The organism is Neoalteromonas facilis (assembly GCF_002807665.1).
GTDB classification, from domain to species: Bacteria; Pseudomonadota; Gammaproteobacteria; order Enterobacterales; family Alteromonadaceae; genus Alteromonas_E; species Alteromonas_E facilis.
Genome location: NZ_PEAY01000001.1, coordinates 899,917 through 915,867 on the forward strand (window position 1 = coordinate 899,917; position 15,951 = coordinate 915,867).

Genomic DNA, 15,951 nt, shown 5'->3' on the forward strand with positions numbered 1-15,951 from the left:
ATCACTGCAAATTAGCGCAATCCGCGCTAAGTTAAATTAAGTATGTAATCTGTTCCGACACTACAGGAGGCATGTTGGAGTATTTACAGTTATTCGTTGCTGGCCTGACTGGCGTCATATTATTTGTTTTTGGACTTGAGAATTTCTCTAAGGAAATTGAGCGTATCTCAGGTGAGCAATTTCGCAATGCACTCAGTTCAGCTACCCAATATCCTATCGTCGGCGTTCTCATTGGCGCTGTCGTCACCATGTTCATTCAGTCGAGCTCGGCCACATCCGTGATCAGCATTGGCTTAGTAAACGCAGGCGTGCTGTCGTTTAAAAACAGTGTTGGGATCATATTTGGCAGCAACATTGGTACTACCGTTACCGCGCAATTAGTGGCGTTTAAACTAACCCATTTCGCACCGTTTTTTATTGTGATTGGCTTCCTTATGACCATTCTGCGCAATCGCGCATCCATATTTGGTAAGGCCGTTTTTTATTTTGGTTTTGTATTCTTCAGTTTAAACCTGATTTCAACCACACTGGAGCCTCTCGAACACAATGAAACGTTAATTTCCTTCTTAACCGAACCGCAAAACCCTATTTACGCAATCTTGATTGGCTGTGTCTTTACCGCGATAGTCCAATCGAGCTCGGTAACCACGGGGCTTGCGATTATATTTACGCAACAAGGGATGATTGGGCTTGAGAATGCAGTCCCCATTATTTTGGGCGCGAACATTGGGACTACTGCAACGGCTTTAATTGCCGTATTTAATATGGATGTTGCAGCCAAAAAAGCGGCATTGAGCCACTTTATGTTCAACGTGGGTGGCGTTGTCTTGTTCTTACCTTTGCTATTTATTTATGGCGATAAACTGTCTCAATTTGAGGAAAATCCAGCCCTAGCGCTAGCAAACATCCACCTTGTATTTAACCTAACCGCCAGTATTATATTTACGCTACTCATTAATCCCTTTACCCGACTTATCGACTCCATGTTGGGTGAAGGTAGTATGGACTTTGAACGCATTGAGCTGCCGACAATCAGTGAAGACGACACCTTGCAAACAGTAAAGCAAAAGCTCGATTATAGCGCTGAGTATTTGTTTAAATTTCTGCAAGAAAACTACAACACCGTTACCTTAAGCATTGAAACCAACTATAAAGGGTTATATGACACCGCCGAAAAGCGCATTGCTTACGTCGACTTTCTCAAAACCCGCTATCAACATTTCTTCGGCGATGCGGTAACGCTGATCAATCAAAAGGTAGAGTCGCGCGCGTTAATTAAGCTCATAAACCAATTTGATTACTTATTTCAGATCCATGATTCCGTCAAAGACTTGTTTGAGGCGAAACGCTTCGTCAATAGCAGCTACATTGAACTTAAAAGTGACCTATTGATCCTAACTCGTGGTCTCTCCATTCAAACCTTGGAATACTTTGACGAAATTGCGGCGGAAATGCGCGATAAAACACACGTTAAAGACCAAGTGGTTTTGAAAGAAAAAGCCAAGGCAATGCAACAAGAAATCAATGACGCCAATCGCTCTTTGCTGTTGTTGATGCTTGACCCCGCACGCAAAGACGCAGCCGCATTGATCAATTTTGTGACTTACTCACAAAGGCTGAAAGACAAACTGACCAACTTTGCTAATTTAAATATCAAACTAGTCCCAGATGCAGAACAAGAAGTCGCTGATGAGTCGAGCAAGTGAGTCAGAAAAACTAGCCCTTGAGTTAGAAGCCGCGAGTGTCTTTCTAGATTGGTACGCCACGTCTTATGACGTGCAATGCCGCCTGATAAAACCGAATCAACCAGCAAAACCGGACGTAACCTGTCAAATTGGCAATGACAAAGTTGATATAGAGATTGCGCATTTATATGGCAGCGAAAAAGAAGCCATGAAAATACTCGGGCGTACACTAACCGACAGCACGCGATACGAGCTACAACAACTAATGCTTGAAGGTGATACACAACAGCGCCTTTGTGCAGCATTAAAACGCATATTGAAACAAAAAGCGGAAAAGCACTATCACAGCGAAAAAGTGTGGTTGGTGGTCCGCAATGTCCACCCTGATTGGCGCCCTGTTGAACTGTTGTCACAACAAGCGTTTATCGATATCCCAGAAGACCATCCGTTTGAGTGTATTTGGTTGATTGGAGACCGGAGTGCAACAAGCGGCGTGATACGTTTAGCATAACCAAGCTATTTAAGTAACAGACCCAATAACAGTAATTTGTAGGGTCAGAAAGCTAACCACCACAATAATCACTAGCAATAGAAAACTAAAGCCCTTGGTGTCGCTTGCTCGTCTAGAACGACGTTGGTTTAACAAGACGCTGATTAAGCTTAACCCCAAACAACCTTGCAGTAAAAGATTTAACCAATCCACATATTCCACGTTCCAGCTATCGCGAACTTCAATATTAAAGTATTCATGTAGCCCTGCAGCTAACTCGGGACGGGCAAAATGGAAAATAATAAGAGCCGCGACAAGACAAACCCAGCCAATAATATTGAGACCAATCGCAATGCGATACAGGGTATCTTGCATTCTGGGCAGGGTACGTCGGTCCCTACCTGACATTTTCAAATATTCTTCGTCACTAATTTTGCCTGAAGATGGCTTCAATTTACTCGTATCCATTCGTCTATCACTTTCATTGCCTCAGCGTTCAAAAAAATTGGCGTCAATAACGTTTTAGCCGCTATCTGTGCTGGTATAAGTATGTGGGATCAGTATACTACGGGGTTTGATTTTCGCCTTTGTTTAATGGAGATGTAATATATGTCGCACGCCCCTGTCGTTGACGTGCTAAAGGGTCAATTCGCAATTGGTGATTCTGTCACTGTGAAAGGCTGGGTTCGCACCCGCAGAGACTCGAAAGCTGGACTGTCTTTTATCGCGCTGCATGATGGCAGCTGTTTTGATCCTGTTCAGGTTATTGCACTCAATACATTATCGAATTATGCCGATATTCAGAGGCTTACGACAGGTTGCTCGTTAACGGTAACTGGCACTGTAAAAGAATCAGAAGGGCAAGGCCAATCGGTTGAGCTGGAAGCGCAAACGGTAGAAATTAATGGTTGGGTCGAAAACCCCGACACCTATCCGATGGCAGCAAAGCGCCACAGCATAGAGTTTTTACGTGAACATGCACACTTGCGCGCCCGTACTAATGTTATTGGCGCAGTAACTCGTGTGCGCAACTGCTTATCTCAAGCTATTCACCGCTTTTTCCACGAGCACGGTTATTTTTGGATCAGCACACCAATACTCACTGCCAGTGATACCGAAGGTGCGGGTGAAATGTTCCGCGTCAGTACGCTTGATATGCTCAATATCCCCAAAGATGACAAAGGCAATGTGGATTACTCACAAGACTTTTTTGGTAAAGAAACCTATCTGACCGTTTCTGGCCAATTGAACGTAGAAACGTTCGCCTGTGCGATGTCTAAAGTGTATACCTTTGGTCCAACCTTTAGAGCGGAGAACAGCAATACCAGCCGCCACTTAGCTGAGTTTTGGATGATTGAGCCAGAAGTGGCATTCGCTGATCTGGATGATATTGCTCAGTTGGCAGAAGATATGCTCAAGTATGTCTTTAAGGCTGTGCTAGAAGAGCGCGCTGATGATATGGCCTTCTTTGCTCAGCGCATCAATAAAGATGCTATTTCACGTTTAGAAAAAGTAGTGAATACGTCATTCGTGCGCATGGACTATACCGATGCCATAGATATCCTTAAAGCCAGTGGCAAAGATTTTGAGTTCCCTGTCGAGTGGGGCGTTGATTTGTCATCGGAGCATGAGCGCTACTTGGCGGAAGAACACGTCGGTGCGCCGATTATTATGCGCAACTACCCGAAAGACATTAAAGCGTTCTACATGCGCATAAATGATGACAACAAAACCGTTGCTGCAATGGACATCCTAGCACCCGGCATTGGCGAAATCATTGGTGGCTCACAACGTGAAGAACGTTTAGATGTTTTTGACAAGCGTTTGGCAGAAATGGGGCTTGATCAGGAAGACTATGCTTGGTACCGCGATTTACGCCGCTACGGTACGGTACCTCACAGTGGTTTTGGTTTAGGTTTTGAGCGTCTAGTTGCCTATGTAACGGGTATGCAAAACGTAAGAGACGTAATCCCCTTCCCTCGCACGCCAGGAAATGCCCACTACTGAGTTTCCAAAAGCCGCACAAGAGTGCGGCTTTTTATTATCACACGCTCAATAATAAGTGTTAAGCAACTGAATAGCATACAAATATGCTGGTTTAGTCGCACAGTATATTCTATGCTCATAAGTACGATTAACCACAAAAACCAGCGTGGATATGGCCGAATTGCTTTGCGAACACTGTAACCTGCGTGTTCAGTTGCCAGACCTTAAACACCGTGAACGCGCCATGTGTCCACGCTGTGGCAATCAGCTGTTAGCTCAAAGAGACAATCACACGGCTTATGCCCTCGCATTTGCGTTATCCGCGCTAATCTTTCTATCGCTTTCTGTGCCCTTTGACTTTTTGTTATTCCGCGCCAGTGGTCAACAACACACCATGGACCTTTTTGCAGGTTTAATCACATTATCAGAGAATGACTACACCTCTTTAGCGGTTATTACGGCCTTAGGAACGTTAATTTTGCCGGGCCTATCATTGCTGGGGATCGCTTATTTAGAATACCAATATCAATATGGCGAGCCCAGCTTCAGTAACTACCGTATCCATGTTTGGGTTAACCGACTATTACCTTGGAGCATGGCTGAGATATTTTTGGTGGGAACCTTAGTCAGCCTTATCAAAATAACGTCAATGGCCGATATCTATTTCGGCATGTCATTTTATGCCTATATTGCGTTTACGGTGTGTTCCGCGTTTACCTTGTTATATTACGAGCGTAACGAAGTGCAAATATGGTTGAGTGATTTTTATGCAGGCCATGAAAAGCCCTTAGACCCGCAACAAGCAGTCTACAGTATTCAGCGCACATGGGCGTTGCTGGTCACTGCCGTATTATTTTATGTGCCTGCGAACCTACTGCCGATCATGCACACCAATGTTCTGGGAAATGATGAACCCAGCACCATCATTGGAGGCGTTGTAACCTTGTGGGAAAATGGCTCCTATCCTGTGGCAAGCGTCATTTTCATTGCCAGCGTAATCGTGCCGATTGTTAAAATGATTGTATTGGCGTGGCTTAATTATTCAGTGCAACAGCAACAATCAAACCTTTCAGGCATTAGAGCCTTTAGTTATCGTATCACTGAATTAATCGGCAGATGGTCAATGATAGATGTGTTTGTAGTCGCCATATTGGTAGCACTGATTCAGTTAGGCAACACACTTTCAATATATCCTGGCCCAGCGGTCATCGCGTTTTGTGCTGTGGTTTTTATTACTATGCTAGCTGCTATGACCTTTGACAGCCGACTTATTTGGTATCGTTACACTCATGAATGACAAAACAGATATTCACAGCGCCGCGGTAAAACCAGCCGCCCGCTTTTCAAAAGTATGGTTTATCCCGCTTATTGCGCTGCTTATTGGTGTATGGATGGTTGTGCAGCAGTGGGCAAATCAAGGGCCACTTATCACTATCACTTTGGAGTCGGCTACCGGAATTGAAGTCAACAAAACGCCGATCAAAGCGCGAGATTTAGACGTTGGTATCGTTAAAAAAATCGATCTTAAACCCGATTTAAATGGCGTAATTGTTACCGCACGTATGGATAAATCGGTGGAAGATTTGCTCACCACTGACACCGAATTCTGGGTTGTTTCGCCGCGTATATCTATCAGTGGAGTATCGGGGCTCAATACCCTGTTGTCAGGCAGTTATATCGCTATGGCCGCAGCAGAGAATGGTCAGGAACGTAGCGATTTTATTGGCCTAAGTCGACCACCAGCAACACCGCCTGGAACTCCAGGCCTGCACATTACTTTGAATAGTGCAGACGAATTTGCGTTCAAAGAAGGCGATCCCATCATTTACAAAGGATTTAAAGTCGGCGAGTTCGAAGATACGTTCTTTAACGTTGAAGAGCGTGTAGTCTATTACAATGCTTTTATTGAAGCGCCCTATCACAAGCTTATTACTGAAAATACACGCTTTTGGAATGTCAGTGGTGTTAAATTCAAATTAGGCTCAACCGGTGTCAGTGTAGAAAGTGGCAGCTTGGAAACCCTGCTAACCAATGGCATCACCTTTGGTATCCCTCCCGGTCTTGCGCCCGGTGAGCAAATAACCACACGTGCATTTTTTGATATCTACCCAACCTTTGAAGCTGCGACCGACAAGCGCTATAAACATGCTGCCGAATTCTTATTGTTGATTGATGAAACCGTACGTGGTCTCACGGTTGGTGCTCCCGTTGAATATCGAGGGATTGAAATCGGCGAAGTACTGGCGATCAACCTGCAAGATGCCATGCCGGGTACAATATTGGATGAGGGATATGACATACCGGTGCTGATCAATATTTACCCCGGTAAAGTGCGGCAACCTGACAATGAGCAAGGGCTAGCATTCGTGCGTGAGCAAATGAAACATTGGGTGTCACACGATCTTCGCGCCACTTTACGTATGGGCAATATCCTGACCGGCGCCTTGTATGTAGACTTACAGCACGTAGAAAACGCTGCTGAAGCGGAGCAAATATCCCTGTTTGGCTATGACGTGATCCCGAGTGCTTCAGATGAATTTACTCAAATCACGCAGAAGATAGATGCGTTATTGAATAAACTCAATAGTGTGCCGTTCAATCAGCTCGCGGCTGATATTCAAACAATGTTGGACGACATGTCAGCAACCGCAGACTCCGTTGCTAACACCAGTGACAATTTCAATAATAAAATCAACGAGCTTGATGTCGCCGCGCTGAATCAGGAAATCGCAGCGATCAGCCAGAAGGTACAAGCGCTGATGCAAGATTATTCTGAAGGGTCCCGCTCGTACAATAATATCAACGATAGCATGCGAGCCATTCAACAGGCATTAATTGAGCTTCAGCCCGTACTCAATAGACTCAATGAAAAACCCAATAGCCTGGTATTTGGTGATAACACTGAAGAAGATCCCCAACCTCTGAGGAAACGTGATGAATAAGCTTATTTTGGTTTCAATCGGCACAATGCTTATTCTAATGGGGCTGATGGGCTGCTCATCGCAACCCGTTACACTGCATTATTATTTGCTCGACAGTGTACAACACCCTGCAGAACGTCAAGCCCACAATGAACTGCCGATTATCATCATCGACACGGTATCACTGCCCGAACATCTTCGTTCTCGCAGCTTAGTCATGCAAAACAATGATGAGACGCTATCACTCGCAACTAAGCATTTATGGGCACAACCGTTAGAAGACGATATTGGCAATTTACTGGCTAAGAATATTCGCCGCAGTGATCGTTTTCAGGCGTTCTACGGCAATTTACTTGAGCGTGCAAGTCACGAACCTCATTTCAGTATTGCCATCGTAATTGAACATTTCATGCCTCTCTCAAGTGGTGAAGTGGTCATGAGCGGGTATTGGTATTCAGCGCAAATCGATACTTCAACACCACACTTATTTGATTATCGACTGATAATGGAAGAAGATGGTTATTCACATGCAGTTAACAAATTAAGGGAGTCTGTCAGTATGCTTGCACAAGACATACTTGTTGCTGCCGAAAATAAACATATAAGTGGGAAGCGATAGCATTCATGCTGGCAGCCTTTCAACAAGCGTGTATCAACTACGTAAATGCGGGATGTTCCGATAGATTCGACGATGACACCAATCGGCGCGTCGTTATCGTTAATCTGTTTGCGTTTATTGGCAGTACCATTACCTTTTTGCTCTTCGCAAGAGCGGCTTTAGCTGGCGATTGGCCTTTAGCCGTCTCACTGGTCGCTGCAAGTTTTTTGTTCGTCACCACACGCACATTGCAGGTGGTTCGTCCGACACGCTTCTATCAGCTGATATCATCAACCGTTCTACAATGCTGTTTGATGGTACTGACGTTGTATTTAGTGATCACCGGCGGGAACAATAATACGGGTCCATTGTGGATGTACTTGGTGCCGCCGGTATGTATGTTTTTAGGCGGGTTTAAAAGAGGCTTGATTGCCAACCTTGGTTTCACACTATGTGTCAGTATCGTGTTGTTTTATCCAGATAACGCTTTATTGGCTGCCAACTACAGCTATGAGTTTAAAACACGGCTTTTGTATTCCTTTGCCACCATTATCTTTTTGTCAGCATTATACGAATACAGCCGAGAACAAAGCTTCAAAGCGATGAGGCTTTTACGAGATGAGTTTGAGCAACAAGCGTTGCACGACCAATTAACAAAATTACCGAATCGGCGGAATCTAAATGAACAGTTAAAACATGAGTATCAACGCACGGTCCGTGATGGTCAGGCCTTTACTGTTTTGCTTGCTGATGTGGATAATTTCAAACAAATCAATGATAGCTTTGGACACGATACGGGCGATGATGTGCTGTGCAAAATCTCAGATTACCTCAGACAAGCTGTACGTGGGCAAGACCTATTAGCTCGTTGGGGCGGCGAAGAATTTTTACTGCTATTACCGATGACAAATGCATCAAATGCAAAGGATGTAGCTGAGAAGATTAGACACTACATTGAATCTCATCCGATCTCCGTCAACAACGCGAAACTCAATGTCACAATCAGTATAGGCTTAGCTGAAGTCACGCCAGATACGACCATTGACGAAGCGATCAATCTAGCCGATAAACGCTTATATATTGCGAAACAGCAAGGTCGAAACAAAGTCATTTGGGAATGAGTTACCTACTTAAATGATTAGCCGAAACTCACCAAGCGCCTAACAATCAATACTCGTTAGTTTCCCCCAAAGTACGCAATAAACCCCGGTTTATAAAAGCCGAATTTATGTAAATGTAATAACAGTTCGTTACATTTGATTGATCGTTTTTTTTCTTCAGCCAGTTAGTATATGCACTGGAATTAAATCACTGATGATGCACTGTTATGAATAAGCTATTTGTTAAAATTCTAGTCCCAATCCTAATTTTGGTAGTGGGTGTTGGGCTCAAATTTAGCATCGAGGCTAGCGCCCCCGAAGAAAAGGAAGAAGAACTCAAAGACACCCGCCCTACAGTGCGAACGCAAACACTCAATGCTATTGACTATACGGTCACAATTGAAAGCTTTGGTGAAGTTCAACCGCTTGAGAGCACTAACCTATCGGCGCAAGTATCGGGCGAGGTTGTGACGTGGAATCCTAACTTTGTTGCAGGCGGTATTGTTAAACGCGGCGAAACCCTATTTTCCATAGAGAAAGACGCTTACGAATCTGCGTTGCTGCAAGCTGAGGCCGAACTTTCACAAGCAAAAGCATTGCTAATTGAGGAAAAAGCCCGCGCTGAAGTGGCTGCAAAAGAAGCCAAAGCGCTATCAAGCAAACAAGTCAGTGATCTGTATTTAAGAAAACCCCAAGTAATGAGCGCTGAAGCCAGTGTTAAATCAGCGGAAGCGCGTTTGCGCATTGCCAAGCGCGACCTGAATAATACCAACGTTACAGCACCGTATGACGCGCTTGTCGTAAGCCGCAACATTGGTGTCGGTCAATTCGTACAAACCGGCGCAAGTGTTGCGACCCTGCATAACATTGAAATTGCAGAGGTTGTATTCCCTATCGCGGGTTTTGACAATGAATACCTTCCTGCAGCCCTTGCAGGCCAGCCCGCACAGGTAATCACCCGTGGCCGTAATGCGATTTCACGCAGCGGTGTAATTGCCCGCGATCTGGGTATTGTAGATGAAGCAACTCGAATGACAAACTTAGTGGTTCGTATCCCTGACCCTTATGGTTTGAATAGTGATGTTACGCCGTTAAAGTTCGGTAATTATGTCGAAGTGAGCTTCGATGGCTCTGTATTGCAGGACGTATTTAAAGTGAAGCAAGACTTGGTCAACAACAATATCGTTTGGACCTTAGACGACGAAGGCAAAATGCAAAAACGCCGTGTTGATGTGATCCGTGAACAAGGAGATTTCTTCCTTGTAAAAGCGGGGCTTACAAATGGTGACCGTATTATCATGACATTACCAGAGTACCCACAAAACGGTATGGAAGTCATAGTAGTCGATGAAAACACGCCTACCGTTGCGGCGAGCTCAGACTAATAGGGTATAAATATGAACGCAAATAACGAAACTAAAAGCGGCATCATCGCCTATTTTGCCCACAACTCAGTTGCGGCAAACTTACTGATGGTATTTATACTCATCATGGGGCTGGTAAGTTACTTCACTATCCAGCGTCAGATGTTCCCCAATGTCGAAATCAACTATATCAATGTCAGTGCTCAGTATCGCGGTGCCTCACCGCAAGAGATTGAAGAATCGATTTTAATTAAAATTGAGGAAGCGTTAAAAGACGTCACTGAAATCAAGCGCATCGTGTCTCGCGCCTATCGCAACAGTGGGCAGGTATCATTAGAAATCCACCCTGATGAAGACCTCACCGATGTACTCGATAAAGTGAAGTTGCGTGTCGACAGTATTGCCACCTTCCCTGCCGATATGGAACCAGTAACGGTTTCTCAGGTTGAATTCCGTCAAGATGTATTAGAAATGTCGCTTGTGGGTGATCTGCCATTACCCGAGTTAAAAGCGCTTGCTAAGCAAGTCGAAACTGAGTTATTGCAATTAAGCAATGTATCTTTGGTTGAAATGGGCGCACCCGATGATGAAATCGCGGTGGAAATACAACCTGAAATGCTGCGCAAATACAACGTTACGATCAATGATGTAACCCAGGCTATTCGCCGTTTCTCAGCCAACATCTCAGCGGGACAATTACGCACGGATGCCGGGATCATCTCTGTCCGCGTCGAAAATCAAATCTACAACGGTGAAGAGTTTAAGAAAATCCCTATTAAGATCGGTGCAAACGGCGCACGTGTATTGTTAGGTGATGTGGCCATAGTGACCGATGGTTTTACCGAAGGTGAACGCTACTTCAAATATTCCGGCCAAAACGCCATGTGGATGGCTGTTAAAGCCACTAAAACACAGAATACGATACCGGTTGCAGAAAGCGTTAAGCAATATATCGAACAGCGCAATCAAACATTGCCTGACGGCGCCCAAATAAAGGTTTTAGTCGATCTAACTTACTACCTCAATGCACGTCTAGACATGATGCTCAGTAACCTGTTCCAAGGGGCAATCCTTGTAGCATTATTGTTGACTATATTCTTACGCTTCCGCTTAGCATTTTGGGTCATGGTTGGGCTTCCGGTATGTTTCCTTGGTGCCGTTATGCTAATGCCAGCTTTCAGCGTCAGTATTAATATCTTGTCGTTGTTCGCTTTTATCATGGTATTGGGGATTGTGGTCGACGATGCCATCGTCATAGGTGAAAGTGCCTACACTGAAGTAGAGAGCAAAGGCGGTGGTATAGATAACGTCGTACGCGGTGCCAAACGGGTAGCGAAACCAGCAACCTTTGGTGTATTGACCACAATTGCCGTGTTCGCCCCCGCGACAATGAGCTCAGGCCCAGAAGGTACGTTTTTCTACAATATCTCAGTGGTGGTTATCCTATGTTTGGCATTTAGTTTGATTGAATCCAAATTAATCTTGCCAGCACATATCGCGCACACTAAATTTCCGCCGGTTAAACCAACCAGTTGGCGTGCTCGGTTTAACAAACGCTTCTTCGGTTTCGTAAACGGTCCTTACCGTAATTTCGTCGCACGATGCTTAGAGTGGCGCTGGGCGACACTAATGACATTCATCGCGCTATTGGCTATTAGTTTTGGCTTAATAAACGCCAATTACGTCAGGACCGTGCCCAATCCGAAAGTACCGCACGATTTCCCAAGCGTACGCATTGAGATGAATGAAACGGTTTCCGACACCGCTACGATTGAAGCGTTACAAATTATCGAAAACGTTATTTGGCAAATTGAAGAAGATACTATTCAAGAGCACGGAACTGGCATGATCCGCGATTTACTCGCGTTCAACCGTGGTCGAACAGATGCGCGCATCGTAGTGCCATTAGTGCATGAAGATGAGCGCCCGTTTGATACCTTCGAGTTGGCGCGTAGATGGCGTGAAGCTATCCCTCCTATTCCCGGTATGAAGTCTTTTGTTGTTCAAGATGACGTTAACGGTGGTGGTGACAACGGTGAGTTTGGATACTTGTTATTTGGTCCCGATCTAGCCACGTTGAATGCCGCTGGTCGTCAATTTATTGCGATGTTGCAGCAACAGGAAGGCTTGTTTGATGTGAGCTCTACTATCGACCCTGCGAGCAAAGAGATTCAAATGAGTTTGAAACCGGTTGCCTATGATCTGGGTTTAGACTTGGCTAACATTGCCAATCAAGTCGGTACCAGCTTCTTTGGTGGTGAAGCGCAACGCGTGATCCGAAACGGCGAAGAAGTACGCGTAATGGTGCGTTACCCACGTCTAACGCGGGAACAATTCTCGTCATTGAAGTATGCGGTCATTCAAACGCCAGCTGGACGCGAAGTCATGTTAGGTGACGTTGTCGAATTAACCGAAACACCGGGGATCAGCTATATTCGCCGTGAGGCAGGCTATCAGAGCGTTTACGTATGGGGTTCCATTGATGAGCGTTTAGTCGAACCGAATGAAGTCGTAGAAGACATCAAAGAAAAACTGTTACCTGAGTTATTTAAGCAGTTCCCGGGAGTCAAGACCGAACTTGGCGGTGACATTAAAGAACAACAGGCACAGCAAAATGAGCAGGTATTGTTCTTTATCGCAGGTATGATCATGGTGTACATCCTACTTGCAGTGCCATTAAAGAGTTATGGTCAGCCACTGATCATCATGTCGGTCATCCCGTTTAGCTTAACAGGCGCTATCTGGGGGCACTTCTTTATGGGTCTTGACCTTAGCATGATGTCTTTCTTCGGGTTGATAGCCGCTGCAGGGGTTGTGATCAACGATAGTCTTGTTATGACTGACTTTGTTAACCAACGCAGAGAACAAGGGTATTCCGTAAGAGAAGCTGTATTGGAAGCTGGATGTGCGCGTTTTAGAGCGATCACACTAACCTCTATTACAACCTTTGCGGGCGTACTACCAATTATGTTTGAAACCAGCTTACAGGCAGCCTTTGTTGTGCCAATGGCGGTAGCGCTAGGATTCGCAGTAATGTATGCAACATTGGTCACCTTAATATTGGTACCTTGTTTGTATTTGATCCTATTGGATTTACGCAAGCCCTTCAGTGCTATTAAGCGCCGCCTGAGTAAAAGCGAGCCAGAGCAAGGCAGCGCGCTGGAAGCAGCCTCTGCAAACGCTGGCAAGTAACCCCTTAATAGGTGCGTTGGTCAATCTGGCCAACGCCCTGTTGCTCTTTCGATTTTGAATCTCTACAAAACCTTAATACCCCATCACCGTCTCATTTTATCGAGTTACTGTACGTACCCAGTCGATTCACCACGACCAAACCATTCTGATGAGCCGCTTTATATCGCCGCTTCTTTATCTTCGCTAACTGACTTCATTTCCCTTTTCAAACGACGAGCATAGACTACAATTAACCCGCCCAAGAGATTGAACTTAAAAGACGTTCGATGTGTAATGTTGATGCTCGGTAGAAAAAGGATCTGGAAATGAAGCAGCGCTGGATGGATTTTGTAATCAATCACCCTTGGTGGGTACTTTTGATTAATGTAATCGCGTTAGTAGCGCTGGCTATTGGTGCGCAAAACCTCTATTTCCGCGGCGACTACAAAGTATTCTTCCAAGACGACAATCCTCAGCGTTTAGCATTTGAAGAAATGCAGAACATCTTTAATAAGAATGAAAACGCCAGCATCATCATTGCCCCAGAGAGTGGTAATGTTTTCACGCCTGAAACCTTAACGCTTATTCATGACTTAACCGAAGCATCATGGCAAACGCCACTCTCTACAAGAGTCGATTCAATTGCCAACTTTCAGCACACCTATGCCGAGTATGACGACTTAATAGTGGAAAGCCTGGTTGAGGACCCGGCAAATTTAGATGACGCAAGTATCAACGCTATTAAAGCCGTCGCTATGAAAGAACCCAATCTAGTCGGAAGGTTGGTGTCACGTGAAGGTCATGTGGCGGTGATCAATATTACGGTTCAGCTGCCCGATGGCGATCAAACGCCAGAAGTGACCGCTATTTATCAGTTTGTCCGCAAGTTGACCGACCAATATGCTGAACAATATCCGACCCATAAGTTTTATCACACCGGCATGGTAATGCTTAACAATGCATTCCAAGAAGCCGCCAATGACGATGCTCAAACCCTTATCCCGTTAATGTTTTTAACCATTATCGTCGTGATGTGGATATTGCTGCGCTCGCTGTTAAGCACATTGGCAACGCTGCTGGTCGTGGCCTTTTCTATTGTGGCAACAATGGGATTTGCTGGATGGACGGGCTATTTCTTAAGTATCTCAACGGTAAATGTTCCCACCATGGTCATGACACTTGCAGTGGCTGATTGCATTCACGTGATAGCATCTATGTTCTACGCCATGCAGCAAGGCAAGAGCAAAGAGGATGCACTGCGTTACAGCCTCGATATTAACTTAATGCCCGTTGTTATCACCTCTGTCACGACTGCCATTGGTTTCCTAACATTGAACTTTTCCGCGGTTCCGATTTTAAATGACTTAGGCAATCTTACAGCATTTGGCATGCTACTCGCCTGTTGGTTATCTCTGACATTTTTGCCATCATTTCTCATGGTTGTGAGGCTTCGAGTTCCAGCTACTCGCACAAAACAAGATACTTGGACCGATATATTGGCCAATTGGGTGATCAGTAAACATAAGCGTATTTTGCCTTACAGCATTATCGCCTTTGTTGCAGCCATTGCCTTGGCATTTACCAATGAACTGAATGACATTGCGGTCGAATACTTTGATACCGCCAGCGAATTCCGCCAAGCTGCCGATTTCCAAACCAACAACCTCAGTGGCATGTCTACCGCTGATTTTGGTGTGTACACAGAAGAAGCGTCCGCAATCAATAGTCCTAAAAACCTCACGGTGATTGCCGCATTTGCGGACTGGCTACGCAGTCAACCCGAGGTAGACCATGTCACGACGCTGTCAGATACAATGAAACGCCTGAATAAAAACATGCACGATGATGATCCTGATTATTATCGCTTGCCCGACGAAAAAGAACTCGCCGCCCAATACCTATTGTTGTTTGAAATGTCATTGCCCTACGGCCTCGATTTGAATAACCAAGTGGACATTGATAAATCTGCCACGCGCATAATGGTGACCATGCAAAATTTAGGCAGTAAGGAGTTTGTTGAATTCGAACAGCGTGCCATCGATTGGTTTACGCGCCTCGCGCCTGAATTAAGGATAACAGCCGCCAGCCCACCATTGATGTTTGCGCATGTTGGTGAAACCAATATGCAAAGTATGATTAAAGGAACATTATTCGCCTTGGTACTCATTTCGGGGCTCCTGATCTTTGCCTTAAAATCGCTACGCATGGGGGTGATAAGCTTGTTGCCGAATATGCTGCCTGCCGGTTTAGGCTTTGGTATCTGGGCATTGATTTCAGGACAAATCAACATGGCCCTGTCGGTGGTGCTGAGTATGACATTGGGCATTATTGTTGACGACACCGTGCACTTTCTCACCAAATATAATTATGCACGCAAACGTGGAGACAGCGCAGAAGACAGTGTACGATATGCCTTCAATAGTGTCGGGCGGGCGTTGCTCATCACAACGGTGGTCCTAGCCTTAGGCTTCGCCACATTAACCTTGTCGACGTTCGCTTTAAACGAGGACATGGGCATGCTGACCAGCATCATTATTGTTGTCGCTCTCATCGTCGACTTGATATTCTTGCCCGCCGCTCTGCTTATATTCGATAAAGATCGTCAATCTTCACCCAGTGCAGTTAAATAAGGGATA

At 45.2% G+C, this 15,951-nt stretch carries 11 protein-coding genes; 10 read left to right on the forward strand and 1 reads right to left on the reverse strand.

Annotation, left to right across the window (positions count from 1 at the left end; genetic code table 11):
• Positions 1 to 71 precede the first annotated feature (71 nt).
• Both CSH93_RS04080 and CSH93_RS04085 read left to right on the forward strand, forming a co-directional pair.
• Positions 72 to 1,706 carry a Na/Pi cotransporter family protein gene (locus tag CSH93_RS04080; RefSeq protein ID WP_240615477.1) on the forward strand — a complete coding sequence of 545 codons (1,635 nt, stop codon included), beginning with the start codon at positions 72 to 74 and terminating at the stop codon, positions 1,704 to 1,706.
• On the forward strand, positions 1,690 to 2,196 hold the full coding sequence (locus tag CSH93_RS04085) for a hypothetical protein (protein ID WP_100641918.1): 507 nt from the start codon (positions 1,690 to 1,692) through the stop codon (positions 2,194 to 2,196). Before CSH93_RS04080 ends, CSH93_RS04085 begins: the two co-directional genes overlap by 17 nt.
• Before the next feature lie 9 nt (positions 2,197 to 2,205).
• Here the strand turns inward: CSH93_RS04085 and CSH93_RS04090 are convergent, their stop codons facing one another.
• A complete protein-coding gene (locus CSH93_RS04090; RefSeq protein WP_100641919.1) occupies positions 2,206 to 2,643 on the reverse strand; it encodes a hypothetical protein in 438 nt (145 codons plus the stop codon).
• A 141-nt stretch (positions 2,644 to 2,784) separates the two neighbouring features.
• Between CSH93_RS04090 and asnS the strand changes: the two genes are divergently transcribed.
• The 8 genes from asnS to CSH93_RS04130 all read left to right on the forward strand — a co-directional run bounded on the left by asnS (position 2,785) and on the right by CSH93_RS04130 (position 15,945).
• Positions 2,785 to 4,182, forward strand: a complete 1,398-nt coding sequence (gene asnS / locus CSH93_RS04095) for an asparagine--tRNA ligase (RefSeq protein ID WP_100641920.1) — start codon at positions 2,785 to 2,787, stop codon at positions 4,180 to 4,182.
• Positions 4,183 to 4,333: 151 nt separating this feature from the next.
• A complete protein-coding gene (locus tag CSH93_RS04100) occupies positions 4,334 to 5,458 on the forward strand; it encodes a paraquat-inducible protein A (RefSeq protein ID WP_100641921.1) in 1,125 nt (374 codons plus the stop codon).
• Positions 5,451 to 7,103 carry an intermembrane transport protein PqiB gene (gene pqiB, locus CSH93_RS04105; protein ID WP_100641922.1) on the forward strand — a complete coding sequence of 551 codons (1,653 nt, stop codon included), beginning with the start codon at positions 5,451 to 5,453 and terminating at the stop codon, positions 7,101 to 7,103. The genes CSH93_RS04100 and pqiB overlap by 8 nt, the downstream gene beginning before the upstream one ends.
• Positions 7,096 to 7,701, forward strand: a complete 606-nt coding sequence (locus CSH93_RS04110) for a PqiC family protein (protein WP_100641923.1) — start codon at positions 7,096 to 7,098, stop codon at positions 7,699 to 7,701. The genes pqiB and CSH93_RS04110 overlap by 8 nt, the downstream gene beginning before the upstream one ends.
• A 5-nt stretch (positions 7,702 to 7,706) precedes the next feature.
• Positions 7,707 to 8,801 carry a GGDEF domain-containing protein gene (locus tag CSH93_RS04115; protein ID WP_100641924.1) on the forward strand — a complete coding sequence of 365 codons (1,095 nt, stop codon included), beginning with the start codon at positions 7,707 to 7,709 and terminating at the stop codon, positions 8,799 to 8,801.
• A gap of 206 nt (positions 8,802 to 9,007) precedes the next feature.
• Positions 9,008 to 10,165 (forward strand): efflux RND transporter periplasmic adaptor subunit, encoded by a 1,158-nt coding sequence (locus tag CSH93_RS04120; RefSeq protein WP_100641925.1) that lies wholly within the window; start codon positions 9,008 to 9,010, stop codon positions 10,163 to 10,165.
• A gap of 12 nt (positions 10,166 to 10,177) precedes the next feature.
• The gene (locus tag CSH93_RS04125; RefSeq protein WP_100641926.1) at positions 10,178 to 13,336 is read left to right on the forward strand and encodes an efflux RND transporter permease subunit; all 3,159 of its coding nucleotides are present in this window, start codon (positions 10,178 to 10,180) and stop codon (positions 13,334 to 13,336) included.
• A 305-nt stretch (positions 13,337 to 13,641) separates the two neighbouring features.
• Positions 13,642 to 15,945, forward strand: a complete 2,304-nt coding sequence (locus tag CSH93_RS04130) for an efflux RND transporter permease subunit (protein ID WP_100641927.1) — start codon at positions 13,642 to 13,644, stop codon at positions 15,943 to 15,945.
• The last annotated feature ends 6 nt before the right edge of the window (positions 15,946 to 15,951 follow it).